This window comes from Dongia sp. (genome assembly GCF_041910485.1).
Taxonomy (GTDB): domain Bacteria; phylum Pseudomonadota; class Alphaproteobacteria; order Dongiales; family Dongiaceae; genus Dongia.
In genome coordinates, this window is sequence record NZ_JAYRQR010000031.1 from 56,747 (window position 1) to 83,602 (window position 26,856).

General features: G+C 61.3%; 26 protein-coding genes, 1 tRNA gene and 1 riboswitch. Of the genes, 15 read left to right on the plus strand and 12 right to left on the minus strand.

Annotated elements, in window-relative coordinates; genetic code table 11:
• Positions 1-44: 44 nt before the first annotated feature.
• Both ACE3PP_RS09230 and ACE3PP_RS09235 read left to right on the plus strand, forming a co-directional pair.
• On the plus strand, positions 45-1,688 hold the full coding sequence (locus tag ACE3PP_RS09230; RefSeq protein ID WP_374380918.1) for an HD domain-containing phosphohydrolase: 1,644 nt from the start codon (positions 45-47) through the stop codon (positions 1,686-1,688).
• Positions 1,685-3,256, plus strand: a complete 1,572-nt coding sequence (locus ACE3PP_RS09235; RefSeq protein ID WP_374380921.1) for an HD domain-containing phosphohydrolase — start codon at positions 1,685-1,687, stop codon at positions 3,254-3,256. The genes ACE3PP_RS09230 and ACE3PP_RS09235 overlap by 4 nt, the downstream gene beginning before the upstream one ends.
• Positions 3,257-3,465: 209 nt before the next feature.
• Here ACE3PP_RS09235 and ACE3PP_RS09240 read toward each other — a convergent pair whose 3' ends face one another.
• Entirely contained in the window at positions 3,466-4,365 is a 900-nt protein-coding gene (locus ACE3PP_RS09240; RefSeq protein WP_374380923.1) for a LysR family transcriptional regulator, read from the minus strand.
• A gap of 101 nt (positions 4,366-4,466) precedes the next feature.
• Here ACE3PP_RS09240 and ACE3PP_RS09245 point away from each other — a divergent pair, with 101 nt between their 5' ends.
• From ACE3PP_RS09245 to ACE3PP_RS09270, 6 genes are all read left to right on the plus strand, one after another.
• The gene (locus ACE3PP_RS09245) at positions 4,467-5,474 is read left to right on the plus strand and encodes an aldo/keto reductase (protein WP_374380925.1); all 1,008 of its coding nucleotides are present in this window, start codon (positions 4,467-4,469) and stop codon (positions 5,472-5,474) included.
• Positions 5,475-5,597: 123 nt separating this feature from the next.
• Positions 5,598-7,196 carry a hypothetical protein gene (locus ACE3PP_RS09250; RefSeq protein WP_374380927.1) on the plus strand — a complete coding sequence of 533 codons (1,599 nt, stop codon included), beginning with the start codon at positions 5,598-5,600 and terminating at the stop codon, positions 7,194-7,196.
• A 111-nt stretch (positions 7,197-7,307) separates the two neighbouring features.
• The gene (locus ACE3PP_RS09255; protein ID WP_374380930.1) at positions 7,308-7,817 is read left to right on the plus strand and encodes a hypothetical protein; all 510 of its coding nucleotides are present in this window, start codon (positions 7,308-7,310) and stop codon (positions 7,815-7,817) included.
• Between the two features lie 159 nt (positions 7,818-7,976).
• Positions 7,977-8,825 carry a hypothetical protein gene (locus ACE3PP_RS09260; protein WP_374380933.1) on the plus strand — a complete coding sequence of 283 codons (849 nt, stop codon included), beginning with the start codon at positions 7,977-7,979 and terminating at the stop codon, positions 8,823-8,825.
• 84 nt (positions 8,826-8,909) lie between these two features.
• Entirely contained in the window at positions 8,910-9,515 is a 606-nt protein-coding gene (locus ACE3PP_RS09265) for a hypothetical protein (RefSeq protein WP_374380936.1), read from the plus strand.
• Between the two features lie 5 nt (positions 9,516-9,520).
• Positions 9,521-10,135, plus strand: a complete 615-nt coding sequence (locus ACE3PP_RS09270) for a hypothetical protein (protein ID WP_374380938.1) — start codon at positions 9,521-9,523, stop codon at positions 10,133-10,135.
• A 30-nt stretch (positions 10,136-10,165) separates the two neighbouring features.
• On the opposite strand, the gene ACE3PP_RS09275 is transcribed toward ACE3PP_RS09270, so the two are convergent.
• Positions 10,166-10,939, minus strand: coding sequence for a substrate-binding periplasmic protein (locus ACE3PP_RS09275; protein WP_374380941.1), 774 nt, complete (start codon positions 10,937-10,939; stop codon positions 10,166-10,168).
• A 115-nt stretch (positions 10,940-11,054) separates the two neighbouring features.
• Positions 11,055-11,144: transfer RNA gene (locus tag ACE3PP_RS09280), tRNA-Ser, on the minus strand.
• Positions 11,145-11,346: 202 nt separating this feature from the next.
• Here ACE3PP_RS09280 and ACE3PP_RS09285 point away from each other — a divergent pair.
• Positions 11,347-11,646, plus strand: coding sequence for a hypothetical protein (locus ACE3PP_RS09285; RefSeq protein ID WP_374380944.1), 300 nt, complete (start codon positions 11,347-11,349; stop codon positions 11,644-11,646).
• Between the two features lie 24 nt (positions 11,647-11,670).
• Here the strand turns inward: ACE3PP_RS09285 and lepA are convergent, their stop codons facing one another.
• Positions 11,671-13,470, minus strand: a complete 1,800-nt coding sequence (gene lepA, locus ACE3PP_RS09290) for a translation elongation factor 4 (protein ID WP_374380947.1) — start codon at positions 13,468-13,470, stop codon at positions 11,671-11,673.
• A 250-nt stretch (positions 13,471-13,720) separates the two neighbouring features.
• Between lepA and ACE3PP_RS09295 the strand changes: the two genes are divergently transcribed.
• The gene (locus ACE3PP_RS09295) at positions 13,721-14,524 is read left to right on the plus strand and encodes a hypothetical protein (RefSeq protein WP_374380950.1); all 804 of its coding nucleotides are present in this window, start codon (positions 13,721-13,723) and stop codon (positions 14,522-14,524) included.
• A gap of 46 nt (positions 14,525-14,570) precedes the next feature.
• Here the strand turns inward: ACE3PP_RS09295 and ACE3PP_RS09300 are convergent, their stop codons facing one another.
• Complete coding sequence (locus ACE3PP_RS09300; protein WP_374380953.1) at positions 14,571-15,296, minus strand: MBL fold metallo-hydrolase; 726 nt, start codon at positions 15,294-15,296, stop codon at positions 14,571-14,573.
• Positions 15,297-15,423: 127 nt separating this feature from the next.
• Between ACE3PP_RS09300 and ACE3PP_RS09305 the strand changes: the two genes are divergently transcribed.
• Entirely contained in the window at positions 15,424-16,014 is a 591-nt protein-coding gene (locus tag ACE3PP_RS09305; protein WP_374380955.1) for a TetR/AcrR family transcriptional regulator, read from the plus strand.
• Between the two features lie 6 nt (positions 16,015-16,020).
• Here the strand turns inward: ACE3PP_RS09305 and ACE3PP_RS09310 are convergent, their stop codons facing one another.
• From ACE3PP_RS09310 to ACE3PP_RS09320, 3 genes are read right to left on the minus strand one after another with little or no spacing between them, the layout of a single operon-like run.
• Positions 16,021-16,869, minus strand: a complete 849-nt coding sequence (locus ACE3PP_RS09310; protein WP_374380958.1) for a shikimate dehydrogenase — start codon at positions 16,867-16,869, stop codon at positions 16,021-16,023.
• On the minus strand, positions 16,866-17,465 hold the full coding sequence (locus ACE3PP_RS09315; protein WP_374380961.1) for a nucleoside triphosphate pyrophosphatase: 600 nt from the start codon (positions 17,463-17,465) through the stop codon (positions 16,866-16,868). The genes ACE3PP_RS09310 and ACE3PP_RS09315 overlap by 4 nt, the downstream gene beginning before the upstream one ends.
• Positions 17,462-18,325 (minus strand): pyruvate, water dikinase regulatory protein, encoded by an 864-nt coding sequence (locus ACE3PP_RS09320; protein ID WP_374380964.1) that lies wholly within the window; start codon positions 18,323-18,325, stop codon positions 17,462-17,464. Before ACE3PP_RS09320 ends, ACE3PP_RS09315 begins: the two co-directional genes overlap by 4 nt.
• A gap of 531 nt (positions 18,326-18,856) precedes the next feature.
• On the opposite strand from ACE3PP_RS09320, the gene hemE reads away from it, so the two are divergent.
• From hemE to ACE3PP_RS09340, 4 genes are all read left to right on the plus strand, one after another.
• Positions 18,857-19,897 (plus strand): uroporphyrinogen decarboxylase, encoded by a 1,041-nt coding sequence (hemE, locus tag ACE3PP_RS09325; protein WP_374380967.1) that lies wholly within the window; start codon positions 18,857-18,859, stop codon positions 19,895-19,897.
• Positions 19,894-20,397: a methylated-DNA--[protein]-cysteine S-methyltransferase gene (locus ACE3PP_RS09330; RefSeq protein WP_374380970.1), complete on the plus strand. Its 504-nt coding sequence runs from the start codon at positions 19,894-19,896 to the stop codon at positions 20,395-20,397. The genes hemE and ACE3PP_RS09330 overlap by 4 nt, the downstream gene beginning before the upstream one ends.
• Positions 20,398-20,469: 72 nt before the next feature.
• Positions 20,470-20,637: riboswitch (FMN riboswitch) on the plus strand.
• Between the two features lie 117 nt (positions 20,638-20,754).
• Complete coding sequence (gene ribB, locus ACE3PP_RS09335; RefSeq protein WP_374380973.1) at positions 20,755-21,411, plus strand: 3,4-dihydroxy-2-butanone-4-phosphate synthase; 657 nt, start codon at positions 20,755-20,757, stop codon at positions 21,409-21,411.
• Positions 21,412-21,527: 116 nt separating this feature from the next.
• On the plus strand, positions 21,528-22,517 hold the full coding sequence (locus ACE3PP_RS09340) for a quinone oxidoreductase (RefSeq protein ID WP_374380976.1): 990 nt from the start codon (positions 21,528-21,530) through the stop codon (positions 22,515-22,517).
• A gap of 21 nt (positions 22,518-22,538) precedes the next feature.
• On the opposite strand, the gene ACE3PP_RS09345 is transcribed toward ACE3PP_RS09340, so the two are convergent.
• The 4 genes from ACE3PP_RS09345 to hemJ form a co-directional block, all read right to left on the minus strand.
• Positions 22,539-23,900, minus strand: coding sequence for a sensor histidine kinase (locus tag ACE3PP_RS09345; protein ID WP_374380979.1), 1,362 nt, complete (start codon positions 23,898-23,900; stop codon positions 22,539-22,541).
• A 58-nt stretch (positions 23,901-23,958) separates the two neighbouring features.
• Positions 23,959-24,480, minus strand: a complete 522-nt coding sequence (locus tag ACE3PP_RS09350; protein WP_374380982.1) for a molybdopterin-dependent oxidoreductase — start codon at positions 24,478-24,480, stop codon at positions 23,959-23,961.
• Between the two features lie 200 nt (positions 24,481-24,680).
• Positions 24,681-26,042, minus strand: a complete 1,362-nt coding sequence (gene rho, locus ACE3PP_RS09355; protein WP_374380985.1) for a transcription termination factor Rho — start codon at positions 26,040-26,042, stop codon at positions 24,681-24,683.
• 346 nt (positions 26,043-26,388) lie between these two features.
• Positions 26,389-26,823: a protoporphyrinogen oxidase HemJ gene (gene hemJ, locus ACE3PP_RS09360; RefSeq protein ID WP_374380987.1), complete on the minus strand. Its 435-nt coding sequence runs from the start codon at positions 26,821-26,823 to the stop codon at positions 26,389-26,391.
• Positions 26,824-26,856 lie beyond the last annotated feature (33 nt).

The following is a 26,856-nucleotide window of genomic DNA, read 5'->3' on the forward strand; positions in this document are numbered from 1 at the left end:
CTCCTAGCATCGACTTCAGATCGCGGATGTCCGGAGCGCTCGGTTTGGTCAATATCCTTCATATTCTCAATGCCGGTGGTTCACTCGTTCTTTTCGTCGTCTGCTTTCTGGCGATTGACCTTGCTTGCCTTCATCTGGTCAAGCGCCGCCATCAGCAACTGATACGCAACGCGCTGCTCATTCTTTTCGGCCCGGCCACGATTTATTTCCACATTCATACTGGGGCTGTCGGACCACTGGGCCATGCCGACATGGGTCATATCGTCGACGAACGCGGTGCCGCAATAGCGCTGGCCTCTCTGTTCGGCGGCATTCCCGTCGCCGTCCTGACGGCGGCGGCGGAGGTACTTGCCCGCGCTTGGGTTGGGGGATCGGCGACCCTGGCCGGTGTTTCGGGCATCTGTCTTGATCTTGCTTTCTGCTCCCTGCTGGTGTGGGCAATGCGCCACCGAGAGACAGGTGTCACCACATTTCGCATGTTGGTGGGAGCCGGCTGCGCCGTGGGCGCGGGAGAAGCGCTGTCACTCCTGTTGATCGGAAGCTGGGAGTACGGGGCCTTTATTTTTCGCACTGAGGGCCCGACCCTGTTTTTGGTTCAGCTGATCGCCACGCTCGTGCTTGGGACCGTTCTCAAGATCCAGGGGGAAATGCGGGCTGCCCGTGCGCAGGTAGAGGAGGAGCGGCTGCGCAGCCGCAAGTCGATGCTGGAGGAAGAAGCCTTTCGTGCCGGCGCCATCACGGCCACGACGGACAGCCTGATGAAGCTGGATCTCAAAGGCAACATCACCGAAGTAGCCGATTCCTACGTGCGGTGGTCCGGCTATACCCGTGACGAACTGATCGGCATGCCGATCCGCAAGCGCAATGCAACCTTGAGCGACGACGAGATCGACAATGCACTGCGGCACATCGTTCGCGATGGCAAGTTGATCATCGAGACCGTACATCGTCGCAAGGATGGGTCGACACTCCCGGTCGAAGCCGTTGCCGTCTATTCGGAAATGGATGGAGGTTCGATCTACGTCTTCCTGCGCGACATCTCGGATCGCAAGAAGGCGGAGCAGCAGCTCGAGGAAAAGAGCCTGGCCCTGAAGCATGCGCTGAAGCAAACCATCCGCGCGCTGTCCACCGCGATGGTGCATCGCGACCAGACGACGGCAGGCCATGAGGACCGCGTCTCCGACCTTGCGACCGCCATTGGCCGCGAATTGAAACTGGACCCGGAGCGGCTGGAAGGGTTGGGTCTTGCCGCCATGGTGCATGATGTCGGTCAGATACAGGTTCCGTCCGAAATCCTGCTGCGACCGCAGCGCCTCGGCGCGGAAGAGTTCGCCCTGCTGAAGATGCATGCCGAGGCTGGGGCAGATATTCTTCACGGCATCGCCTTTCCGTGGCCGATTGCCGAGATCATCCACCAGCATCATGAGAATTTCGACGGGACCGGCTATCCGCGCGGTCTCAAGGGCAACGCGATTCTGCTGGAGGCGCGCATTGTCCGCGTCGCCGACAGTATCGAAGCGATGCTGTCGCACCGGCCTTTCCGGCGCGCGCGCACCATCGACTATGCGGTTGCGGAACTGAAGGCCGGCAGCGGACGGCAATTCGATCCCGTGGTGGCAGAGGCCGGCATCAAATTGCTGGCCGGCGGTCGGTACCAGCTTAAGCCACTGGCAAAGGCCGCCGAATGACCGACGCCGAGCGGATCGAGAATCTGACGCTCGACGGACTGCGCGCGGCACTCCATCGGCTGCCGCACGGCATCGCCTTCAAGGACGTCAACTCGGTCATCGTCTTTGCCAATGAAAGCTACGCCAATGATATCGGCGCGCCGATCGACGAACTTGTCGGCCGCAAGGAGGCCGATTTCCTGCCTGCCGAGATAGGCGCGCGTTACCGTGAGGACGATCTCGACATCATGCGCAACCGCGTTACCGTCACGCGGGAGGATTGCTGGGAGAAGAACGGCGAGACCCGCTGGATCCGCACCACCAAGGCACCGGTCTTCGGCGCCGACGGATCGCTGGAAGGCGTGATCCTGATCTATCGCGACATGACCGAGAAGCGGCAGGCCAAGGACGAATTGCTGCGCCAGCATTGGGCGCTGCAGGCGATCAGCCGCAGCAATCGCGCCATGGTGTCGGCCGATGGTGAAGAGGATTTCCTTAACAGCATCTGCGCGGCGCTGACGGCCGACAACCGCTACTCCCTCGCCTGGGTCGGCTGGGCCGAACACGATGCCGAGAAAACCATCCGCATCATCGCAAAGGCCGGTGTGGCGCAAGACTATCTTGATGGCCTCAACATTACCTGGGACGAATCGCCCTCGGGCCGGGGCCCAACCGGCAGCTGTATCCGCGAGGACCGCGTCGAAGTCCACAACAAGCTGATCGATGAAGCAGCCTTTGCGCCGTGGCGGGAACGCGCTCTCAATGTCGGCATTCGTGCCTCGGTCTCGATCCCCATCCACCTGGACGGGCGCGTCGCCGGCGCCATCGTGATCTACGGCAATGATTTCGACGTCTTCAGCCAAAGCGAAGTCACGCTGTTCAAGGAACTTGCCGACAATATCGCCTTCGGTATCGAGGCCCGGCGCATGCGGGCGGCGCACGATGCGGCCTTGAAGGAGCGCACCGTTCAGGCGGAGACGCTGGAGCATGCCCTTGAGGACGCGCTGGCGGCCGTTGCCGCCATGCTGGAGCAGCGGGATCCCTATACCGCGGGTCATCAACGCTCGGTGGCCGATCTCGCCGTCGCCATCGGCCGCGAACTGGGCATGTCGCCCGAACAGTTGAAGGCGTTGCATTTGGCCGGGATCGTCCACGACATCGGCAAGATCCGTGTCCCGGCCGAAATCCTGACCAAGCCGGGACGGCTCAATCCGATCGAGTTTGCGATCGTCAAAAAGCATCCGGAGACCGGGTACCAGCTGTTGAAGGGCATCAAATTCCCCTGGCCCGTTGCCGATATCGTCCATCAGCACCATGAGGCGATGGATGGCAGCGGTTATCCGCGCGGACTGAAGGCTGGCGACATCATGCTGGAGGCGCGGATCATGAGTGTCGCCGATATCGTCGAATCCATGTCATCCGACCGGCCTTACCGACCGGCATTGGGACTCGATCGCGCACGCGAGGAGATTTTGCGCCAGAAGGGCAGCCGGCTCGACGACAAGGTCGTCGATGCCTGCATCCGGGTGCTCGCACGGGGCGATTTCAGCCCCAGCCAGCTCTCCGTGCCGGATGAGATCGGCGCATAAAGGAAAAAGGTCCCGGAATTAGTTGCGGGCGCCAGGTGGGGATGGCACCGGGCGCCCGCGAGATGAAGCGGAGATGGGGACGGTTGGGTGACCCCGCTTCATGGGAAAACATATAAACCCGGCCGGCCACAGCGTCTGTGATCTGCGTCACAAGACCCGCCGGGACATTGAACCGTCATCCATCAGGACACGAACGGGTCGTTACGGGCTCAAGGCCGCGGCTGCGCCTTGATGAAATCCACAAAAGCGCGGAGCGGCGCCGGCATCAGGGCACGGCTGGGATAATAGAGATAGGGTCCGGAGAAATCGGGCAGCCAATCCTGCAGCAGGGCGATCAGCCGGCCGGCCTGCAGCCCCGCCGCCACAAATTCTTCAAACGTCAGAACGAAACCGAGGCCACCTTCGGCCGCCGCCACGGCCAGTTCGCTGGAACTGGCGATGAGGGGGCCCGTGGGGTCGATGCGAACATGGCTGCGGCCTTTTTCAAACACCCAGAGCGGGCTGACGCCGCTGGCGAAGCGGTGCCTGATGGCGGCATGGCCGACCAATTCCTTCGGATGGCGGGGCGTTCCGGCCCGCTCCAGATAGGCCGGGGATGCTGCCAGGACGAAGCGCTGGCGGCGCGGGCCGATCGGCAGGCGGACCATGTCCCTTGCCAGCGATTCATCATAGCGAATGCCGGCATCGAACCCTTCCGCCACGACATCGATGAAGGTGTCGTTGGCCCGGACCTCAAGAACGATGCCCGGATTTGCAGCGAGGAACGGCGCCACGATGGCCGGCAACACATGCTTGGCAACAATGGTGGGGACATCGAGCTTCAGCGTGCCGGTCGGCGTCGCGCGGAAATCGTTGATGGCATCGATGGCGGCCCCGACTTCGGCGAAGGCCGGCCGCAATCTTTCCAGAAGCCGCTGCCCGGCTTCGGTCGGCGTGACGCTGCGGGTCGTCCGGTTGAGAACGCGGATCTCCAATCCCGCCTCCAGCCGCTGCAGCGCCGCGCTGAGGGACGAGGGCGAGACGTTGCGCAGCTTGGCGGCGCGGCGAAAGCTGCGCGCCTCGGCCACGGCCCGGAAGGCATCGAGATCAGCCAGATCGATCTGCTTCATTGTGCGAAAATCCGTACAGCCTGTATCGATTGTATCGGATTATCGCACGAAGGCGCAGCTTCTATCTTGCTGGGTATCGACATATTTGCGGAGTGCGGATCATGGAGCGGCGTGTTTTGGGTACAGGCAGCGGTGCCAGCGAGGTGTCGGCTCTGGGCCTTGGCTGCATGGCGATGTCGGGGATGTACGGGCCGAGCGACCGGGGCGAGAGCATCGCCACGATCCACGCCGCGCTTGAGGCCGGCATCACGCTGCTCGACACGGGCGATTTTTATGGCATGGGCCATAACGAAATGCTGATCGGCGAGGCGCTGAAATCCAGCACCAAGCGCGACAGGGCATTTGTCAGCGTGAAGTTCGGGGCCTTGCGGGCACCCAATGGCGAATGGCTCGGCTACGATGCCCGCCCCAAGGCGGTGAAGAACTTCCTCGCGCATTCGCTCAATCGGCTTGGGCTCGACCATATCGATATCTATCGGCCGTCGCGGCTCGACCCCGATGTTCCCATCGAAGAGACGATCGGCGCCATCGCCGACATGGTGAAAGCCGGATATGTGCGCCAGATCGGTCTTTCCGAAATGGGGTCGGAAACGATCCGCCGCGCCGCCAAGGTGCATCCGATCACGGATCTGCAGATCGAATATTCGCTGATTTCCCGGGATATCGAGGACGACATCCTGGCGACCTGCCGCCAGCTGGGGATCGGCATCACCGCCTATGGCGTGCTTTCGCGCGGTCTCATCAGCGGTCATTGGCAGAAGACGTCGCTGCAGGGTGCGGGCGACTTCCGCAGTTACGCTCCCCGCTTTCAGGGCGAGAATGCGGATCGCAACCTGGCCCTGGTCGAGGCCCTGCGCCGCTTTGCCGCCGACAAGGGAGCGAGCGTCGCCCAGATCGCCATTGCCTGGGTCCTCGCGCAAGGCGCCGATATCGTGCCGCTGGTGGGTGCCCGCCGCCGCGACCGCCTGGCGGAGGCCATCGGTTCGCTGCAGGTCACGTTGAGCAAGGACGAGCTTGCCACCATCGAGCGCTTTGTACCCAAGGGCGCCGCTGCGGGCGATCGATATGCGGCGGCCCAGATGGCGATGCTGGACAGTGAAAGGGGTTGAAAGGGGTAAGGAATCCAGTCTTTTCGGGGCGAAAACGGGGGCGTATGACGCCTGCCCAGCCTTGTCAGAATGCGGCGGAACCAGCAGAATGTTGCGAATAGGTGACAGTCGACTGGAACAAACATGTCCGGCACTCTTCGCAACGCCGTTTTCATTCAGGCCAATCCCCAGCAATTGCTGGGCGCCAAGGTTGCCGCCTATGCGTTAAAGCGCAATTCGGCCGCACCGGAGAGTTTCGACGTCTTCATCATGAATGCGCCCGACCACCCGTTTCTGGCGGCACGCGAAGGTCAGCCCTATCTGTGGAACTCCAAGCAGCGCATCTGGCGGATGGCGGATTTGCAGAGCTTCACGCCCCTGCGCTTCATGCCGCCGGAACTGATGGATTTCCAGGGCCGCGCCATCGTCATCGACCCGGATTGCTTCGCCGTCGGCGACGTGCGCGAACTTTTCGACATGGACATGCAAGGCAAGGCGATCTGGGCTGCCAAGCGTGGATCGGCCAAACACAACAACCGGACCTGGGCCAGTTCGGTGATGCTGCTCGATTGCGCAAAACTGGGTCATTGGCGCACGCGGGAGCAGTTCGACGCGATGTTCGCCTTCGCCCGCGATTATGTCGATTGGATCAACCTCAATTACGAACCGGAAGGCTCGATCGGCGAATTGCCGCGCATCTGGAACGATCTCGATCGCCTGACGCCGGAGACGCGGATCCTGCACAACACCAGGCGGCGCACGCAACCTTGGAAAGCCGGACTGCCGGTTGACTTTACCGTGCGGCAGCGGAGCGGTGGCATTCTGTCGGCAAAATGGCTGCCCTGGTCGCGGGCACTCACCAAACCCGTTTCCGCCGAGGGTCATTACAAAGAGCATCCGGATCCGAAACAGGCAGAGCTGTTCTTCACGCTGCTGAAGGAATGTGTCGCAGCCGGTGCGGTCGGCCTGGATGAAATCAAGGAAGCCATGGCGCTGAACTACATCCGCCATGACGCGCTGGAGTTGATCGAAGAACCCGGCCGCCGTGCGCACCGGGCAGCAGAGGCCGCGCCAGCTGCCGTCAGCGCCGCGCAGAGCAGTGCCGGATTCGGCGAAGCCAAATTCACCAACGCTTATCTTGCCGGTGTCATGGGCGCCGTCGCGATGGCGCTGATGGCCATTCTGCTGGCACCCCATTCCGTCCAGAGCTGGGTGATTGACAATGGTCCGCTGGACCGGCTGTCGGTCCTTTGCAGCATTCTTTCGGTGGTCGTCGCGGCCGGCGCTCTCGTGACGCGTGGCGTCCGGTGGCTGCAGGTACCGGTGCTGGCCGCTATGTCGATCGGCCTGGTTGGCTTCCTCAATGCGAAGGGCGCCGTCGCCGGGCCTTTGCCTTACGAAATCAGCGAACTCATCGGTGCCCTGTTCGAGCCGGACAATCTCGACGGACAATCCTGGTCGGGTCTGTTGCTCAGCGCCATGTTGCTGCTGTTCCTGGTCTATGCGTTGACCCGCTACCGGGCGAGCGAAGGCAATGTCGCCGGGCGTTCGATCCTCATTGCTGCTCTTCTGGTCGCGATCGCTTCACCTGTTGCCGGCGATCTGGTCGGCGATCCCAGCACGCCGGCACGAGCCCTGGTCGAAGTGTTGGAATTCTGCTCCTCGGCCGGCTTCCTGCTGGCCTCCATCGTCAGCATCTTGGGCAGTCGCGCCGCCGCCAGCAGCGCTTCGCTGGCTCGGTAGGATTGCAGCACGGAGCCTTCGGGATCAGGTCTGGGCGCCTTGCCTCGCCTCGATGATTTTGTCAGCGGCATCGCCGGGACGAACCGGCGGCGTGCCTGGCAGCAATATCTTATGTCGCTGACGCCGGAAGCGTTGCTGCAGCTGGATGCCCTGCTGGCAACCATTCCTGACGCCGCCTGGGGCACATGGAAGGCCGGCATCCTCGCACAGGTCGACCAGCACAATCCCGCCAGAGGCTGGGCTCAGGCGCTGGACCTTTTCAATGAAGCCCGGGCCTATCGGCATCTGGCGAAGATCGGGTGCGATGATATCGCATTTTGTCCGCGCGATTATCTGTTCGCCTCGCCCGATCTACGCGCCAAGCACCAGCAAACCCCGATCCGCTGCGAAGTGAAAACGCTTCATCTCGGTCGAGACGCCAGCCTGACGCCTGCCCTGCTGCGGAAGTTGCGCTCGCGTCTTGACGATGGTCTTCGGCAACTGCGCACCGACAATGAGAGCGGGCGCCGCCTGCTTTACCTGGTCCTGGCCGGGAGCGGCGACATCGCGGCGATTTCGGCCTGGTTCACTGCGGCTGCGCCGAGCGACCTGGAGATCGTGATCGACCCGCTGGAAAGCTGAAATCCGCTACGTATTCGTACCGATTTTAAGCGTGTTTATGGCGAATATTTGCGCGTGCACGCACACGCAAATCATCGGATATTTCATTATTACTTAACCATCCCGGGCCAAAACTTACGGATTGGGGCGGCCGGCATATATCACCGACGCGGGGGCGTAATGTCCGACAGCTGGGACATGTCTTTTCTCATCGACCAGGCGACCCGAATCCACGAGGCGCGTGGCAATTTCGGCAAGCATTTCGGCAGACCCTTGCGTGGTCTCGTCGACGATCACCTGGTGAATTTCGTGGCGCAGGAGGATCGCATCCTGTTCCTGCGCTTCATGGCGAAGCTGTTGCTGCAGACGGGGATCACGACGGCGACGGCACGCATCCACACGCCCATCATCGGTGAGAAGGTCTTCGAACTCGACGCCCGCAACGGCAGCCGGCCGAAGACTTGGTGGCTGATGCTGTCAGCCACGAACGCGCGCGGCTACCAGCACCTCTCGGACATTGTCGACACCGATCCGATGGCAAGCGACGAGGAATTCGGCAACCTTGCCATCAGTGCCGCACGGCAAGGTGGCGGCAAGCTTGGCATGACCATGTTCCAGTCCAAGGCGGTTTCCGAACGCAGCTTCGGCAAGATGACGCCGGAACGCCGCGAGGCGCTCGACAAGCGCATCGGCGAAGTGCTGGTGGAAGCAACCGATACCGGCGTCGTCACCAAGCCGGAGGCCGGCCATTATGCGGTGCTCCACGGTGAAGGCGTCTCGCCACAACAGATTTCGGACCGCATCGTCCAGGCAGCAAGCGAAATGGAAATCACCGAACAGGAACTGGGCCTCAGCCGCGCCACCGAGACGGTGGCGGAAAATGTGGATGCCGAGGAAGTGGGTCGCATGATCCGCGACATGCGCAAAAAGCTGGTTGACCGCGCCACGCGCGAGCCCATTCCGGAGCGCGTCGAATGGGGCAAGCATCCGACCTTCCTCGAAAAGGTCATCAAGAAGGTGAAGAAGTAGTCCGTCATTGCAGAATGGACCGCTTGCATGACGCCGAACAGCGCTCTACTTTCTGATCCATAACAATCATTGATGACACAACCTATGCGCCGTCCGACCATTGCGATTGTCTGTGCGACGCTGGCATTTCTGAGCGGATGCGCCCAAGGAAGCAAAGCCGTGCATCAGGACGGCGACAAGACGCCGCTCGATTGTGGACCCTTCGTCGACGCGGGCTCCGTGCTTGCTGAAGAAATCGCGAGTTATCAGACCAAGGGATGCGAGACGCGTTACGGACCGCAAGGGCGTTATGTCGAGTCTCTGGAAGCTGTTGGCCTCTCAAAAAGGAATGTGACGGAAGAGACAAAGGATGAGAGGGGTCTCATTCTCATCTATCGTTATTTCAATTCCGACGAGTCTGCGGTACCGGTGTCCCCGGAGGATATCAAGGGCAACAGAAATTTCCGTGTCATTTCGGAAAATCTTCCGACTCAACTGCTGAATGCAGAAGGCCCAGGACGGGTCGCGCGTTTCGAAACCGATCATAACGACGTGACCCGTGTTTGCGTCACCGGAATTGCGCGCAACCCGAACAAATCCCGCACGATTGTCGAGATCTGCCAGCCTGTCGCTGTGTTCGCGGACGATACCGCGGCAATGGAGCGGGCACAGCAGATCGCTGCCGAATACTTTGCAGCCGTCAATCCTTGAGCTAAGTGATTTCCTCGATGAAACCTGCGTATCTGTTCCCCGCCGCATTGCTGTGCGTGCCACTACTGCTCGCTTCCTGTGCGCAAGGCGTCAGCCCAGGTGCGACCGGCAAGAGTGCGGGATCGATCTCCTGCGACGGATTCATTAAGAAAGAGTCGGTGCTGGCGTCGGAAATCGGCGCTTTTACCGAGAAGCCCGCATGCGAGCGCAAGTATCATCCGGGCGGGCAAGGATATGTCGAAATATATCGCTTGGGCGCTTTTCATCGGGGTCAGGACGCAACAAAGCAGCTCTGGTCTGTGATTATGCGCGCCTACGGCCCGCTCGATGGCGCGCCAGTCAGTTTCAATGAAGACACGTTGGAGCAGGACAGGAACTTCAGGAAGCTGTCTGCCGTTACGCCGGAGAAGCTTGCCGGCAATTCAGGCCCGGCACAGGTGTCGACATTCGATATCGGCTCTGTCGGACATGTCTGTGTCGACGCCTTTACCAAAAACGCTGACGGGTCGCATACCGTGGTCGATCTGTGCCGCAGCGTGGACATCAATGCGACGGACGCGGAGCGCCTGGCGCTGGCACAATCCATCGCCTCGGTCGACATGCCGGATATCACGCCATAAGTTGGCCGCGGGTGAGCAAGCCGTGGCGGCTCACGCCTTCATGCCGTATTTCCTGAGGGTCGCTTCGTAGAGCGGCGAGGCTTTCAATTCCTTGATCGCCGCAGAGAGTTTCGGCAGATCCTCGATGACCGGCGACTTCTTGCTGATCTGAAGATGCCAATCGACATTGGCCATCACGGTCGGCAGTTCGATAACATTTGATGCCTCGGCCTGGGCCTTCAGGATCCAGTTGATCTGCGACGACATGTCGACGATGACGTCGCCGCGCCCGCCCAACAACATCCGCACGGTGCCTGTCGTGCCGCTGGCATGTTCGGTACGAATGCCACGGCTTTCGATATTCTCCTTGATCCAGCCATTGCCGGCGATGGCAATGACCGTGACATCGGCCTTGGCGAGATCGTCGAGCGAGCGGACGGTCTCAAGGCGCTTCAACGCCGGATTGTCCCGCCGCACGAACATGGTGACGGGGCCGGAAACCAGCGGTTCGCTCGCCGCCTGGGCATAGAGACGTCGTGCCGGCGTCACCGCCAGGCACATGCCGTCGGCAAGACCGGTTTCGACCTCCAGCTGGACGCGGGGCAGCGGCCGCGCCACCGGCAGGAAGGCCAAGCCCGCCGCCGCCGCCACCTCGGCCATCAGGTCGACGGTCAGGCCGGAGACACCGCCGAGGGAGTCCAGCCAGGAATTGGGCGGCGATTTGTCGGGATAGGCGATCCGCAGCCTTTTGTCCTGCGCGCCGGCGCGCCGGGACAAAGCCAGAAAGACGGATGTGCCACCCAGCAGGAAATGTCGTCTTTTCATGACGCTCAGAACTGTTGCCGGCCGCAACTCTAGGCGCTGCGGAATCACCGGCGCAAATAATTAATGACCGACCAGAAGGTGACAGCGCCATGTCGGTGGCGCCTGCCGTGTCGGGTGGCGGAGAGAGTGGGATTCGAACCCACGATAGGTTTTACCCTATGCACGCTTTCCAAGCGTGTGCCTTAAGCCACTCGGCCATCTCTCCTCACCAGCGGCCGAGGGTGTCCCCGGCTGACGCCGTGGCTGGCGCGGGCCGGAAACTAGCCAAGGGCCGCCCCGCTGGCAATAGCGATCGCGGCGGGCGGTGGAAATCCTTTTGTTACAGGGGAATAAAGGCCCTAGCGGCGACGTTTTCAGCGCATCTGACCGCTCGACCGGAAGCTGGTGTTCCGGCAATATCGGATCTTATGAACCCAATTCGACTTTGCGCCCTAGCCCTTCTTGCCTCGGCCAGCATTTTGCTGGTGCTCGACGGGCTGGAGAATTTCACCAACAGCAGCTGGAACGGCATGGCGACCGGTTATCTGTGGTCGATCATCTGGCCAGCGAGCATCAAGGCCGTTAAGACCTTCATCGAGAACAACATCTCGCTCATGATGTGGCAGCGCGTGCTGTTGCCGCTCCTCATGCTGCCGCTGTGGGTCCACATGCTGATCCTTGGCATCATCCTGTTCTTCACGACGAAGAAGGACGATGCCCAGCCCTAAATAAACGGCCCGGGGGCCACGCGTCTATTCGTGGATCTTCAAGGCGGCGATGAAGGCCGATTGCGGGATTTCGACGTTGCCGTACTGGCGCATCTTCTTCTTGCCCTCTTTCTGCTTGTCGAGGAGCTTGCGCTTACGGCTGATGTCGCCGCCATAGCATTTCGCCGTCACGTCCTTCCTGAGGGCCGAGACGGTTTCGCGGGCGATGACCTTGGCGCCGATCGCCGCCTGGATGGCGATCTTGAAGAGCTGGCGCGGGATGAGGTCTTTCAGTTTCTCGCACAGCACGCGGCCGCGGCTTTCCGCCTGGCTCTTGTGCACGATGCAGGAAAGCGCGTCGACCGGATCGCCGTTGACCATGATGTTGAGCTTCACCAGGTCGCTCTCTTCATAGCCGTCGAGGTGATAGTCGAAGCTCGCATAGCCGCGGCTGATCGACTTCAGGCGGTCGTAGAAATCGAACACGACTTCGTTCAAGGGCAGGCGATAGACGACCATTGCGCGGCTGCCGGCGTAGGTGAGATCAACCTGCAGGCCGCGCCGTTCCTGACACAGTTTCAGAATGGCGCCGAGATATTCGTCGGGCACCATGATCGTCGCCTTGATCCACGGCTCTTCGATCTTCTCGATCTTCACCACATCCGGGAAATCGGCCGGGTTGTGGAGCTCGATGAGATCGCCGTTCTGCATGTGGATCTTGTAGACGACAGAAGGTGCGGTGGTGATGAGGTCGAGATTGAACTCGCGCTCGAGCCGCTCCTGGATGATTTCGAGATGCAAGAGCCCCAGGAAGCCGCAGCGGAAACCGAAGCCGAGTGCGGCCGAGGTTTCCATTTCGTATTGAAAGCTGGCGTCGTTGAGGCGCAGGCGGCCCATGCTGTCGCGCAAGGTTTCGAAATCGGCCGCATCGATGGGGAAGAGGCCGCAGAACACCACCGGGACCGAGGGCTTGAAGCCGGTCAGCGCTTCCGCGCAAGGCTTCTTGTCGTCGGTGATCGTGTCGCCGATACGGCAATCGGCGACAGCCTTGATGCCGGCGGTGATGAAGCCGACTTCACCCGGCCCCAATTCACCCGTCAGCGTCTGCTTCGGCGTGAAGCAACCGACGCGATCGATTTCATAGACGGCATCCGCCGCCATCATGCGCGCCATTGTCTTCACCTTGACCACGCCGTCGATGACGCGCAGCAGAATGACGACGCCGAGATAGGGGTCGTACCAGCTGTCGATCAGCATCGCCTTTAAGGGCGCGTTGCGATCACCCTTGGGCGGCGGCAGTTTGGTGACGATGGCTTCCAGAACGCCCTTGATGTTGAGGCCGGTCTTTGCCGAGATCTCGACCGCCTCCGACGCGTCGATGCCGATCACGTCTTCGATCTGCTGCTTGACGCGTTCCGGTTCCGCGGCGGGGAGATCGACCTTGTTCAGGACCGGCACGATCTCATGGTGATGGTCGATCGCCTGATAGACGTTGGCGAGCGTCTGCGCCTCGACACCCTGGGACGCATCGACCACCAGCAGCGATCCTTCGCAGGCGGCAAGGCAGCGCGAGACTTCATAGGCGAAGTCGACATGGCCGGGCGTGTCCATCAGGTTGAGCTGATAGGTCTCGCCATTGTCGGCCTTGTACATCAGGCGCACGGTCTGCGCCTTGATGGTGATGCCGCGCTCCTTCTCGATCTCCATATTGTCGAGCACCTGCTCGGTCATCTCGCGGTCGGAGAGGCCGCCGCACGCCTGGATCAGCCGGTCCGCGAGGGTCGACTTGCCATGATCGATATGGGCGACGATGGAGAAATTGCGGATATGCGCGAGATCGGTCATTTGGCCCATGAAAGACTGGGGAATTTCGGGAGTTCTGTCGCGGCGCAAGATAGGGGTGCCGCCAGCTATTATCAACCAGCGAAAAAATGCCCCTTTTCAAGCCATTAAGCTGGTTCGGCGGGGTACCGGAGGCCATTTCGGGTCAGGTCCCGGGGACGGCGGAAACAATTAGAGGTGGTCTGGCGCCAATATCATTCTAGTCTATCGCGCGTGCCGAAGGCACGCGCGTTACAATCAACCGGGGACCACAATGGTTGACGATGCCTGGCTGGCGGCCGCCTTGGAGACGACCGGTGATTTTGAGACCTCTGGCAATCCTTGGGCCGGGGTTACCGGGGATTTCGACGGTATGGGACTTTCCTGCGGCGTGCTGCAGTGGAATATCGGCTCATCTTCTCTGCAGCCGCTTGTCATTGGCGCGGGCCGCGATGCCGTGATGGCGACCATGCCGAAATTCGGCGCGGCGTTTTGGCAAGCCTGCAACGGCACCAAGGCTGCAGGGATGGCCATCGTGCGCGGCTGGCAGATGGGCGCGCGCTTGAAACCGGAGGTGAAGGCCGAGCTGGTTTTCTTCCTGGCCGGGAGTGCCATGGTGGCACAGCAGATGAGGGCGGCAGGTGCCGTGGCGCGGCGCGCCGACAAAGCAGCCGGCCAATGGGCGGCATCACGCGGGACGGCACCGCAAGCCAAGCGGGATTTCTGCTGGTTCTTTGACCTTGTCACCCAGAATGGCGGCTTGAAGGGTGTCGGCCTCAAGGAGGTAAATGCCTTCACCGCCGCGGCCGGCAATGCCGAAAAGGCGATCGGCCGGATTTGCGATCATATGGCGACGATCCCTGCCGCCCATGCCGGTTTCAAGGATTGCTGGCGCAATGCCACTTTGTGGCGCGGCACGGTGCCGAAAGAATGGCGCGATCTCTTCATCCTCTCTTTTCTGCGCGCGCAGAAATCAAAGCCCGAATTTGCCGGTTTGGTCATGAACCGCAAGGGTGCCATTGCGGCCGGCCAAGGCTGGGTCAATGGCGAGCAGATGAATTTTGAGGGCCGGTTCTAAGCGACGCTTGGCCAAGACAGGCGCCCCAGTTCAATCGGTCCTGAATTCAGGCCGCTTTCAGGCGCTGATCGTAATCCGCCGCGAGAGCCATGAGTGCAGCCGCCGCATCGCCTTCGAAACTCGGCCCGTGCATGAGGGCAAGGCGCTGCGGCTGCAAATCGGCGAGCCGGCGGATGGTGGCGCCCATATTCGGGTTGAGGCTGGAAGAGCGGAACATGTCCTCGGCCGCGATGGCGGGTCCGACAATGTCGCCATCGGTCAAGGTGCTACCGTTGCCGAGCTGAGTGAAGAGATCGCCGCACAGCAGGGTGCCGCTCGATTCTTCGAAAAATAGCCCGGCCTCCCAACCATGCGGAACATGGGGCGTGTCGAGATAGCTGACGCGCTTGCCGTTGCCGAGATCGATGGTTTCGCCATCTGCGAGCGGGCGCGGCGCGCGATCGGCAAGGTCGTTCAGGGAAACGAAGCAGCCGGTTCGCCCATGCGCCACTTGTGCCTGCGGCGCCACCCGCAGCCATTCATTCATCGCGCCACATTCATCGGCTTCGACATGGCCGAAAGTGATCCAGCGCAAGCGTGCCGGGTCCATGACGCGTGCCATCGCCGCATGAATGCCGGGGAACATGCGGCGCAGACCGGTGTGGAACAACAGCGGTTCATCACCCAGCAGCAGGAACTGGTTGAAGGTAAAGCCAGCGGGCGGTGCGATATCCGCCACATAAGTCGACAGGCGATAGATGCCGGGGCCGATCTCATCGATGCGTGTTTCCATAAATCTTTCCTCCTGACAGGGCGCGCTCCCATCCCGAACAGGCGCGATTTATATTGAATGCACGGGCGTGTGTATTTAAAGTCTGTGTGCTTGTCAATATTCAAAATACACACGTGTGCATCGAATTATGGCCCGCCGGATTCCCGAGAAACGCTCCTACCGACAGACCCGCCGTGCCGAGCAGACCGCCGACACACGCCGCCGGATTGTCGACGCAGCGGTGCAACTCCATTCCACGGTCGGTCCCGCCCGCTCGACGCTCAGCATGATCGCCGAGAAGGCCGGTGTGCAAAGGCACACGCTCTACGCCCATTTCCCGGACGAGCGCAGCCTGTTGATGGCCTGCTCCGGCGAGACGATGGCACGGGATCCCTTCCCGGATGCCGCCCCCTGGCGGAACATCGCCCCTGGGCTCCCACGGCTGAAACAGGGCCTCATAGAGATCTATGATTGGTACCGGCGCAATGCCAGCCTCGCCGCCTGCGTTCTGCGCGATGCGGAAAGTCACGATCTGGTGCGCGAGATTTCCGATTTGCGCTGGGGACCGCGCCTTGCTCTGGTCATCGAGGTGTTGAGCGAAGGGCTCAACCAGAAGCAGATGCCGCTGCTGCGGCTCGCCATCAGCTTTCACACCTGGCGCTCTCTGGTTCAGGAGAGCGGGCTTGATACAAGGCAGGCAGCAGAGACCGGCGCGGCCATGCTGACGAAGCGGGCCTAGCGCCCCTTATCCGGCCAGCACGAAGTCACGCAGTGCCGTGTCGACTTCCGGTTCCTGGCCGAACCAGGCCTTGAAGCCGGGACGGGCCTGATGGAGCAGCATGCCGATGCCGTCGACGGTGGCGTTGCCACGAGCCTTGGCCTGTTTCAGCAGATCGGTTTCGAGCGGCACATAGACGATGTCGTCGACCACCGCTTCGCGCGGCAGATGCTGCAAGTCGATCTCGAGCGGTGGTTGGCCCGCTTGGCCAAGCTGCGTCGTGTTGACCAGCAAGGTCGCCTCCTTGAGCGCATGGGCGCGATCGTCCCAACCCACCATGTCGATGGGACCATCGAGCGAGCTCGCCAGTGTCTCGGCGCGGGCAGCGGTGCGGTTGGTGATGACGATCTGTGAGACACCCGCATCAAGCAAAGCGACAATGATGCCGCGGGCGGCGCCGCCGGCACCGAGGATCACCGCCTTGCCACCGGCCCGCCAATGGGGCGCGCTCACCTTGAGATGTTCGACGAAGCCGAAGCCATCGGTATTGTCGCCAAGGATGCTGCCGTCTTCCTGCACGATGAGCGTGTTGACCGCACCGATGCGGCGCGCGACGTCGCTCAAATGATCGACGGCGTCGAGGGCGCGCTCTTTGTGCGGCAGGGTCACGTTGGCACCCCTGAACCCAAGCTTAGGCAAGGCGCGGATCGCGTCGACCAGATTTTCCGGCCGTGTGGAGAAAGGGAGATAAGCACCGTCGATGCCGTATTTCGCGAGCCAGTACCCATGCAAGCGGGGGCTGCGCGAATGATTGACGGGCCAGCCGAAAACACCGGCCACCCTTGTCTTTCCGGATTGCGTGCGGATCTCGTTCATGCGCGCAACATGCCATGCGTGCGCAGGATCGCCAAGACGGGAAGAAGCGGCAGGCCCAGCACGGTGAAGAAGTCGCCGCGCACCCGTGTCATCAGCTGGGCTCCCAGACCTTCCAGATGATAGGCGCCGACTGAAGCGGTCACATCATCGCCGACCGTGGCGAGATACCAATCGAGGAAATCGTCACCGAGTTCCCGCATGGTGAGTTCCGCGCGGTCGACATGATGCCACAGGCGCTCGCCATCCTTCATCAACACGGCGGCACTGACCAGATGGTGCGCGCGGCCGCTGAGGGCCTTCAACTGGCGCCGCGCTGCGTCCCTGTCCACCGGCTTGTCGAACCAGGTGCCTTCGCATTCCAGCATCTGGTCGGCACCCAGGACATAGCGGCCATTGAGGCGGCGGCTCACCGCCAATGCCTTCATTTCGGCAAGCGCCACCGCCGTATCGATGACATTGGCCCCTTCGGCGCGATAGCTGGCCTTGAGTTCGCTCTCATCGACGGCCGGCTTCACGATTTCAACGGCGACGCCGCAATCCTTCAGCATCTTGGCACGCGCGGTGCTGCCGGAAGCGAGAACGAGGACTTCGCTCATGCCTGTTCGCGGGCTTCCGCGGCATCAAGCATGGCGTCGCGATGTTCGGACAGCATCTGGATGATGGTTGCCGCTGTTTCCTCGATCGAGCGGCGGGTGACGTCGATCATCTGCCAGCCATGCTCGGTGCAAAGCCGCCGCGCCTGGGCGACCTCTTCGCGCACGGATTGCGGATCGACGTAATCGGAATCCTCGTCCTTGGCGATCATCAGCAGGCGGTTGCGGCGAATCTGAACCAGCGAATTCACATCCTTGGTGAGGCCGATGATGAGCGGCTTCTTCACCTGGAAAAGTTCCGGCGGCAGCGGACAGCCCGGCACCAGGGGAATGTTCGCTGCCTTGATGCCACGATTGGCGAGATAGATGCAGGTCGGTGTCTTCGACGAGCGGCTGACACCGATGAGGATGACATCGGCCTCCTCGTAATTGCGTGCCGATTGGCCGTCATCATGGGTGAGGGCGAAATCCATCGCCGCGATGCGGTCGAAATATTCGGCATCGAGCGCATGCTGCCGCCCCGACTGGCCGCGCGCCGCCTGACCGAAATGATCGGTCAGGGCATTGATGATGGGGTCCAGCACCGAAACGAATTTGACGCCGAGCTGCCGGCAGCCTTCCAGGAGATACTGGCGCAGCTTGTCATTGACGACGGTAAAGAGGACCAGGCCCGGATGCGCCTCGATCCCGGCCAGGACCTTGTCCATCTGTCCGGTGGTGCGGATGAGGGTCCAATGATGTTCGATCGGATGCGCGCGCTCGAACTGCACCAGGCAGGCACGGGTGATGCTGTTCAATGTCTCGCCCGTCGCATCGGAGACGAGATGGATGTGCAACTGCCGGCCGGAATCGGTGTTGGGCATGAAGCGGCCTTTACCTGATCGAGGGGCCGGACCATCTGCCATCCACAGGCCGATTGTTGATAAGAAGCCTGGACCCTGTGGATGAAGGAAGGCCGGTCCGGTTGTTCATAGTCATCAGCTTTTCATGGCACCGCTTTTCCCGCCTGACAAGAGCCGGTCGGAATAAGGTCGAATCCCGTGGATAAGGTGGATCACTTTAGGATCGCCGGATCATCCACAGGATTCACCCATTTGAATTTGCCCTTATCCCAGGATCTTTTGCCGCCGGTCGGCAGCTTGGGACATGCAAAAGGCCAGCAACAAGCGGATGGAATGCCCACAGGCTTGTCCATATCCTTCACCTGCGACCCCGTGGCAGCTTTTTCCAAGACCAAAGTGAGGACAGGAATCCAAGAACGGGGATTCTCCTTATCCACCGCACATCATCATCTTCCTCCTAGAGTCTTATCTTTTAGAGATGTAGGAAGAGCACTGAATAAGGCGAAGACCAGCCCTGAATGACCGGGCCAAGTTTGGAAGTGAGCAAAGACCATGCAGACGGCCGACAAATTGCTGGTGAAGGCATTGAAGGGGGAGAGCGTCAAACGCCCGCCCATCTGGCTGATGCGCCAGGCCGGCCGTTATCTGCCGGAATACCGGGCGACACGGACCAAAGCCGGTTCGTTCTTGGATCTTTGCTACAATCCGGAACTGGCCGTCGAAGTGACGCTGCAGCCCATTCGCCGTTTCGGTTTCGATGCCGCGATCCTCTTTTCCGACATTCTCGTCGTGCCGCACGCGTTGGGCCAGGAACTGCGCTTTGAAGAGGGCCGCGGGCCGCTCCTCGATGCCATTGTGGACGATGCCGGCATGGCACGCCTGGCGATGGACCAGTTCCACAGCCGGCTGAAGCCGGTCTATACGGCCGTTGCGGGCCTGCGGACGGCTCTCCCCCCGGAGACGGCGCTGATCGGCTTTGCCGGGGCTCCCTGGACGGTTGCGAGCTATATGATCGAGGGTGGGTCGTCGCGGGATTATGCCAAGACGAAAGCCTGGGCCTATCAGCGTCCCGAGAGCTTCCAGCGCCTGATGAACCTGCTGGTCGATGCGACGGCGAGCTATCTCATTGCCCAGATCGAAGCCGGCGCCGAAGTGCTGCAGATTTTCGACAGCTGGGCGGGTGCCTTGGATCATGCTGGCCTGCTGCGCTGGAGCCTTCAGCCGATGAAGGCGATTGTGGACCGGGTGCGGATGTCGCATCCGGAAGTGCCGGTGATTGTCTTCCCGCGCGCCTGTGGGGCCGGCTATCTCGATTTCGCCCGGACCGCGTTCATGCACGGGCTGGGCCTCGATTCCGGCGTACCGCTGGATTGGGCCTTTACGCAATTGCAGGGCCGCGTGGCATTGCAGGGAAATCTCGATCCCCAATTGCTGGTCGCGGGTGGCGAGGCGATGCGTTCGGCGGCCGGCAAGATCCTGGATGCCTGGGGCCACGGGCCGTTCATTTTCAATCTGGGTCACGGCATCGTGCCGGAAACACCGCCGCAGCATGTTGAGGATTTGGTGAAGCAAGTCCAGGCCTGGCATCGGTGAACGACGAACCTGCGCATAACGGTATTCCAATCGGCGCAGTTCTCCGTGCCAAGATTGGCTGGATCGAGATCCGCTGCGATGAGCAGGCGATCATCACATGTCATTGGCGCAAGATTGAACCCAAGGTCATGGTTTCGTCGCCATTGGCTGAAGAGGCGAAGAAACAGATGGTGGCCTATCTCGATGGCCGCCTGACGGATTTCGACCTGCCGCTCGTTTACCCAGGCAGCGATTTTCAACGTGGCGTGTGGAACGCCTTATTGCGCATTCCCTATGGCGAGACGCGGCGTTATGGCGATTTGGCGACCCTTATGGATCAACAGGATTACACAGGGGCAAGGGCTGTCGGGACCGCGTGCGGGCAGAACCCCATCGCCATTATCATTCCCTGTCATCGTGTCATCGGCACCACTCAACTCGGTGGGTATTCGAGCGATCTGGGCCTCACGGCCAAGCGGTTTCTGCTCGATCTGGAGAAGGGCCAAGGGCGGCTTTTCTGAGTTTTCCTCGTGAACCCGCAATTTTGCCTTGCTTGACGGGAACCGGGCGGTCCTGCCATGTTGCCCCGGTCAATACGTCTTCAGGGCGGGGTGAAAATCCCCACCGGCGGTAGGACAATTCGGGTGAAAGCCCGGCCTGTCGAGCCCGCGAGCGCCGTGCCGGCGCAATCCGGCACGGGTCAAGCAGATCAGGTCGAAATCCTGAGCCGACGGTTACAGTCCGGATGGAAGAAGACGAGATCGTGGCGCTGACGCGCCGGTGGCTGGTCGTCTGTGGACGATTGGTACCAGTTCCGGCAGCGCCCGGTATCTTGCCCTGGAACGTTTGTCGCAAAAACCATGCGAGGAGCGTTTCACATGACCAAGCACTATTCCCAAGCAGAAATGTCGCGTGTTGTCGGCCGCATCGATGCAGCCGTCCAAGCGATGCAATCGGCATTGCCCGTCATCGTTCTTGATGATGACGACCGTGAAAACGAGGCGGATCTCATTGCTGCCGCCAGTAACCTGACCCATGACGTCATGGCCCGGATGATCCGCGATTGCAGCGGTATCGTTTGTCTTTGCCTAGACGCCGCCACGGTCGAGCGGCTGGAACTGCCGATGATGGCTGTCCGCAACGAAAGTCGTTACGGAACACCCTTCACTGTCTCCATCGAGGCCCGTAACGGTGTTACAACCGGTGTTTCTGCGGCCGACCGTTTGACCACCGTGCGTGCCGCCATCGCGCCGAATGCCAAGGCATCGGATATCGTCAGCCCCGGCCATATGTTCCCGCTGCGGGCATCGCCGGGCGGCGTTCTGGTCCGTCGTGGCCACACGGAAGGATCGGTCGATCTGACTCAGATCGCCGGCCTCGGCAGTGCTGCGATCCTGTGCGAATTGATGACCCGCGACGGTGAAATGCTGCGTGGCCGGCAGGCGAAGGCCTATGGCCGCCGCAACGGTTTCCCGGTCCTCACCATCGAAGACATCGTCGCCTATCGGCAGAGCTTGCTGGCAAAGGCAGCCTGAGGCGTCGGAGTTAGTCGGAAATGACAACCCTCTCTCGATACGGGAGAGGGTTTTCTTTGATGCCGGCAGAGCGGTAATCTCCGGGCAGTCTTATCAGCCGCCGCGGAGCCCCTCCCATGACGATCCCGACCCAAACCAATGCCATCCGTTTTCACCAGACCGGTGGGCCGGAAGTCTTGAAATGGGAAACGATCAGCCTTGCCGCTCCCGGCGCAGGCGAGGTGACGCTGCGCAACAAGGCCTGCGGGCTCAATTTCATCGACACCTATCACCGTGGCGGCCTTTACCCGGTGCCGCTTCCCTCGGGGATCGGCCTTGAAGGATCCGGCATTGTCGAGGCGGTGGGTGCTGGCGTCACGACGCTGAAGGTCGGTGACCGCGTCGCCTATTGCGCGGCGCCGCTTGGATCCTATTCCGAATGGCGCAACTATCCGGCCGAGAAGCTGGTGAAGATTCCGGACAGCATCGATTTCAACACAGCCGCCGCCATGATGCTGCAGGGCATGACGGTCGAATATCTCATCAAGCGCACCTATCCGGTGAAAGCCGGCGACTGGGTTCTGTTCCATGCCGCGGCAGGTGGCGTCGGATCGATCGCCGTGCAGTGGCTGAAGCATCTCGGCGCCAATGTCATCGGCACGGCGGGCGGTAAGGAGAAATGCGCCATCGCCAAATCGCTGGGCGCCGATCACGTGATCGACTACCGGGCCGAGGATTGGGTGAAGCGGGTGAAGGAGATCACCGAGGGGAAGGGCGTCCATGTCGTCTATGACGGTGTCGGCAAGGACACCTGCATCCCGTCGATGGATTGCCTGCGGCCCCGCGGCTATCTGGTGACCTTCGGCAATGCATCGGGTCCCGTGCCGCCCATCGAACCCTTGCTGCTGTCGCAGAAGGGCTCGCTGTTCCTCACGCGCCCGACCTTGATGGCCTATACCGCAACGCGCGCCGATCTGGAACTTTCCGCCAATGCGTTGATCGACGTCGTCGCGAAGGGGATCGTGAAGATCAATATCGGCCACACCTATGCGCTGAAGGATGCAGCACAGGCACAGGCCGATCTCGAAGCCCGCAAGACGACGGGTTCGGTCATTCTGCTGCCCTGACCGTTCAGGTCGCTAGAGGAGTCAGGCGGCGAGCTTCTTGCCGGCGATCTTGGTGCGGGGGAAGTGGATCGAGACGCGCGTACCCTTGCCGGGTGCGCTTTGGATTTCGAAGCGCCCGCCATTGAGTTCGGTGAGCGACTTGGTGATGGGAAGGCCGAGGCCCGTTCCCTGCTGCGCCGTGGTGACGTTGGTCCGTACCTGACCGAACGGTGCCAGTGCCTTGGCGATGTCGCCGGGCGCAATGCCGATGCCGGTATCGCTGACCCAGATTTCGATCCCGTCTTCGTCATTCGCGGCCTTGCGCGTGGCGCCCAGCGTGATCTCACCGCCGGCCAGCGTGAACTTCACCGCATTGCTGAGAAGATTGAGCAGGATCTGCCTGAGATGCTGCGGATCGGCAACGACAGAGGGGAGTTCCGGCGCCAGGTGCATGTTGAGCTTGATGGCGCCTTCGTCGAGCGGTTGCTGGATGAGGTCGGCACAGGTCTGCAGCAAGTCCGGAATGTCGATCGGTTGCGGGCGTGGCTCGACCTTGCCGGCCTCGATCTTGGCAACGTCGAGCACCTTGTCGACAAGACCCAGGAGATGCGCGCCGGCATCGGCGATGTCGCCGATATATTCTTTGTAACGCGGCGGACTGACGGCGCCGAAGATCTCGGCCTTGATGAGGCCCGAAAAGCCGATGATTGCATTCAGGGGCGTGCGGAATTCGTGGCTCATATGCGCCAGGAAATCGGTCTTGGCGCGGTTGGCGGCTTCGGCCTGCATCTTGGCGCGGGCGAGCTCGTTGGTAAGGCGCTTCAAACGCTTCTGCTGCAGGAACAAGGTGACGATGCCGATGGCCAGGACGACGCCAAGCGCGATCCGCACGGCGGCGATGGTGTCGATGAGATCGGCCAGCGATTCGCGCGCCTCTTCATCCTTGGCGGCGGCGCTGGTGGTGGTGAGGACCGCGAGACGGTGCGCCTTCACCTGCAGCCCGGCAACCAGGGTATTGATCAGGTCCACATGACCAAGCGGTTCGGCGCCGGGACCTTCCAGCATATCGGCAAGGGTATTGAGATCCGATTGGATGCCGGGGAGGAGCGCCGCTGTGTTTGGATTTTCGATCAGCTCCTTATGGACGGTGCCGGCATTGAGAACGGCGTTGCGGTTCTGCAGTGCCCGCCAGCGTCGCATCACATCGGGCGGCAGCTGACCGGAGGACGCATCCCGGATGGTGGCGAATGCCGTGCCGAAGCGGGCGAGATCGACTTCGTATTGCGCGGTGTTCCAGATGAGGGCACCTGCGGTGGCGCGGCGCATGCGGTCGAAATGCTGCGAAACATCGTCGCGCAGGAAGAGAAGGGTCAACAACAGCGCGCAGACGACAACGCCGAACAAGATCGTGCTGCAGCGTCGCCAGAGACTTGCCTTGTTTTGGATGGGCTTCGATTTCATGTCAGTAGAGCGAGATACTGTCGACGCCCCAGACCGACTGGCTGAGGAAGCGTTCGGTTTGCAGCGATGCAGTGCGGTCGTAAGGATAGACGATCCACAACGGACCTTTATTGTCGGCCGGCAGCGGTGCGCCGTTTGCTACGTAGGCAATGAGCCCGTCATTGTCGGTGGCATCGCTGGCGGGGAAGCGTATTTCATAATCATTGGTGGCGACGGCGTTGATCTCGGCAGGGGCGGCGCCCAGGCGCGCCAGCAGGTCGGCAATGCGCACGCCTTCGAAGGTCTGCGGTCCATCGGTCCAGATGGTGGTGGTGGTGAAGCTCGTCTTGGGCAAGGCCTGCAGCATGGCGAGGTCGAAGGCGGCCTTGCCGTCCGGCCTGTTGCTGGCGCCAAGCTTGCCGTCGATGACCAGGATCACTTCTCCCGTCGGTGCCGGCAGCGGTTCGATCGCCAAGGCGCGGCCGCCGACCAGTGGCGCAAGCAGAAGGAGAAGGCCGGCCAGCAAGGCACGTAGCAGCTTCATGAACGGTGGATGTCCCTATTTTCGTGATAAGCGGCCCGACCTGCCTTCCCCGCAGTCCGGGCTTCATCAGGGTCAACTATCCCGCCTGATGGTTTACCTTCGGTTAAAATCGAAGGCCGGCTTCCAACCATTTGCCGGAAAAGAAAAAGGCCGGCGATTTGTCGCACCGGCCTTTTTTGTTTCCAGACTGTTTCCGGTCGCTATTGGTTCATCGACTGGAAGAAATCGGCATTGGTCTTGGAATGTTTCAGCTTGTCGAGCAGGAACTCCATCGCGTCCGTCACACCCATAGGCATGAGGATACGTCGCAGCACCCACATCTTGGAGAGGGTCGAGCGGTCGACCAGCAATTCTTCCTTGCGCGTGCCCGACTTGGTGATGTCGATCGCCGGGAAGGTGCGCTTGTCCGAGAGCTTGCGGTCGAGGATGATTTCCGAGTTACCGGTACCCTTGAATTCTTCGAAGATGACTTCGTCCATGCGGCTGCCGGTATCGATGAGCGCGGTCGCGATGATGGTGAGCGAGCCGCCTTCCTCGATATTGCGCGCGGCACCGAAGAAACGCTTCGGGCGCTGCAGGGCGTTGGCATCGACACCGCCGGTCAAGACCTTGCCCGATGATGGCACGACGGTGTTGTAGGCGCGTGCCAAGCGCGTGATGGAATCGAGGAGGATGATGACGTCGCGCTTGTGCTCGACCAGGCGCTTCGCTTTTTCGATCACCATTTCGGCGACCTGCACGTGGCGCGCGGCCGGTTCGTCGAAGGTCGAGGAGACGACCTCGCCCTTCACCGAGCGCGACATGTCGGTCACTTCTTCCGGGCGCTCGTCGATGAGCAGCACGATGAGATAGGCTTCCGGATGATTGGTGGCGATCGAGTTGGCGATGTTCTGCAGCATCACCGTCTTACCCGTGCGGGGCGGCGCCACGACGAGCGCGCGCTGGCCCTTGCCGATCGGGCAGATCAAATCGACGACGCGGCCGGTGATGTCGACCTTGTTGAGATCCTTGCTCTCGCGCGCCTTCAAGGCACGGCGGCTCATCTCGACGGTGCGGGCGGCTTCCGATTTCGGCAGCGCCTCGGGCTCGGGCATCTTGTCGTCGCCCTTGCCTTCAAGCTCCATCTTCAGCCGCTCATCGGGATAGAGCGGGGTCAGATTGTCGAAGTTGATGCGGTGCCGGATCTTGTCCGGATCCTCGAAATTGATCGTGTTGACCTTGAGGAGGGCGAAATAGCGTTCGCCATCCTTGGGGCCCCGGATCTGCCCTTCGACCGTGTCGCCGGTGCGGAGACCGAAGCGGCGCACCTGGGAGGGCGAGACATAGATGTCGTCCGGGCCGGGCAGGTAATTGGCTTCCGGCGACCGGAGGAAGCCGAACCCGTCCTGCAGGATTTCAAGAACGCCCGCGCCGAAGATCGCCGTGTCGTTGTCGGCGAGGTGCTTCAGGATGGCGAACAGCATGTCCTGGCGCCGGAGTGAGTTGGCGTTTTCGATCTGCAGGCTTTCGGCGAACTCCAGGAGTTCGGCGGGGGACTTGCGCTTAAGTTCTTGTAAATTCATGTTTTTTCTGGATTTGTGGAGCTTGGGACCAGGGCGGTCGGCTTTTCGATGTCGCGGAAAAGGCTGGAATCGGCGGTGCCGGGAAAGTGGTCTTCGGACCTTTGGGACCGCACTTGCCTCACGTCATTGCCCGTTTCGTTCCCGGGCCGGCCAACATGATATGGGAGCGGAGGTCACAAGAAGACAAGGGCCGGTTTCATCCGAATGGCGAACCTTGGTCCTTGCGAAAAGCCCTACCGGAATTCGGGGCTGAAGTCAAATGAGCATGAAAAAGGGCGGTGGACGCCCCCTTCATTGACCGACCGGTCGGAATTTGCGCGAAGACTGCGACGCTATCTCTTCGGGGTCAAAAGGGCTTCACGATCACCAGGATGACGATGCCGATCATGAGCAGCGTCGGCACCTCGTTCACGATGCGGAAGAATTTTTCATCGTGGCGGTTGGCATCGTTGGCGAAAGCGCGGCGCCAGCGGGCATAGCCGGCATGGATGAGCTGCATGCCGAGAAGAAGTGCCAGTTTGCCGTGGAACCAGCCAGCGCTCCACCAATCGCCGAGCCAGGCCATGGAGAGGCCGAAGACCCAGGTCGCCATCATCGCCGGATTGATGATAGCGCGCAGGAGGCGCCGCTCCATCACCTTGAATGTCTCGCTGAGCTCGGAACCCGGCTTGGCCTTGCAATGATAGACATAGAGCCGCGGCAGATAGAGCATGCCCGCCATCCAGGCGATGACGGATATGACGTGGAGTGCCTTGAGCCAGGAATAGAGGTCGGTTGCCATTTGCCTTCTCTTCTTCGCCTCCCAATTTCAGGA

What these genes read in the sequence shown, in the direction of transcription:
- ACE3PP_RS09235 (WP_374380921.1), top strand. Translation starts at nt 1,685, where the DNA reads ATGACCGACGCCGAGCGGATCGAGAATCTGACGCTCGACGGACTGCGC.
- ACE3PP_RS09240 (WP_374380923.1), bottom strand. Translation starts at nt 4,365, where the DNA reads ATGAAGCAGATCGATCTGGCTGATCTCGATGCCTTCCGGGCCGTGGCC.
- ACE3PP_RS09245 (WP_374380925.1), top strand. Translation starts at nt 4,467, where the DNA reads ATGGAGCGGCGTGTTTTGGGTACAGGCAGCGGTGCCAGCGAGGTGTCG.
- ACE3PP_RS09250 (WP_374380927.1), top strand. Translation starts at nt 5,598, where the DNA reads ATGTCCGGCACTCTTCGCAACGCCGTTTTCATTCAGGCCAATCCCCAG.
- ACE3PP_RS09255 (WP_374380930.1), top strand. Translation starts at nt 7,308, where the DNA reads ATGTCGCTGACGCCGGAAGCGTTGCTGCAGCTGGATGCCCTGCTGGCA.
- ACE3PP_RS09260 (WP_374380933.1), top strand. Translation starts at nt 7,977, where the DNA reads ATGTCCGACAGCTGGGACATGTCTTTTCTCATCGACCAGGCGACCCGA.
- ACE3PP_RS09265 (WP_374380936.1), top strand. Translation starts at nt 8,910, where the DNA reads ATGCGCCGTCCGACCATTGCGATTGTCTGTGCGACGCTGGCATTTCTG.
- ACE3PP_RS09275 (WP_374380941.1), bottom strand. Translation starts at nt 10,939, where the DNA reads ATGAAAAGACGACATTTCCTGCTGGGTGGCACATCCGTCTTTCTGGCT.
- ACE3PP_RS09285 (WP_374380944.1), top strand. Translation starts at nt 11,347, where the DNA reads ATGAACCCAATTCGACTTTGCGCCCTAGCCCTTCTTGCCTCGGCCAGC.
- lepA (WP_374380947.1), bottom strand. Translation starts at nt 13,470, where the DNA reads ATGACCGATCTCGCGCATATCCGCAATTTCTCCATCGTCGCCCATATC.
- ACE3PP_RS09295 (WP_374380950.1), top strand. Translation starts at nt 13,721, where the DNA reads ATGGTTGACGATGCCTGGCTGGCGGCCGCCTTGGAGACGACCGGTGAT.
- ACE3PP_RS09300 (WP_374380953.1), bottom strand. Translation starts at nt 15,296, where the DNA reads ATGGAAACACGCATCGATGAGATCGGCCCCGGCATCTATCGCCTGTCG.
- ACE3PP_RS09305 (WP_374380955.1), top strand. Translation starts at nt 15,424, where the DNA reads ATGGCCCGCCGGATTCCCGAGAAACGCTCCTACCGACAGACCCGCCGT.
- ACE3PP_RS09310 (WP_374380958.1), bottom strand. Translation starts at nt 16,869, where the DNA reads ATGAACGAGATCCGCACGCAATCCGGAAAGACAAGGGTGGCCGGTGTT.
- ACE3PP_RS09315 (WP_374380961.1), bottom strand. Translation starts at nt 17,465, where the DNA reads ATGAGCGAAGTCCTCGTTCTCGCTTCCGGCAGCACCGCGCGTGCCAAG.
- ACE3PP_RS09320 (WP_374380964.1), bottom strand. Translation starts at nt 18,325, where the DNA reads ATGCCCAACACCGATTCCGGCCGGCAGTTGCACATCCATCTCGTCTCC.
- hemE (WP_374380967.1), top strand. Translation starts at nt 18,857, where the DNA reads ATGCAGACGGCCGACAAATTGCTGGTGAAGGCATTGAAGGGGGAGAGC.
- ribB (WP_374380973.1), top strand. Translation starts at nt 20,755, where the DNA reads ATGACCAAGCACTATTCCCAAGCAGAAATGTCGCGTGTTGTCGGCCGC.
- ACE3PP_RS09340 (WP_374380976.1), top strand. Translation starts at nt 21,528, where the DNA reads ATGACGATCCCGACCCAAACCAATGCCATCCGTTTTCACCAGACCGGT.
- ACE3PP_RS09350 (WP_374380982.1), bottom strand. Translation starts at nt 24,480, where the DNA reads ATGAAGCTGCTACGTGCCTTGCTGGCCGGCCTTCTCCTTCTGCTTGCG.
- rho (WP_374380985.1), bottom strand. Translation starts at nt 26,042, where the DNA reads ATGAATTTACAAGAACTTAAGCGCAAGTCCCCCGCCGAACTCCTGGAG.
- hemJ (WP_374380987.1), bottom strand. Translation starts at nt 26,823, where the DNA reads ATGGCAACCGACCTCTATTCCTGGCTCAAGGCACTCCACGTCATATCC.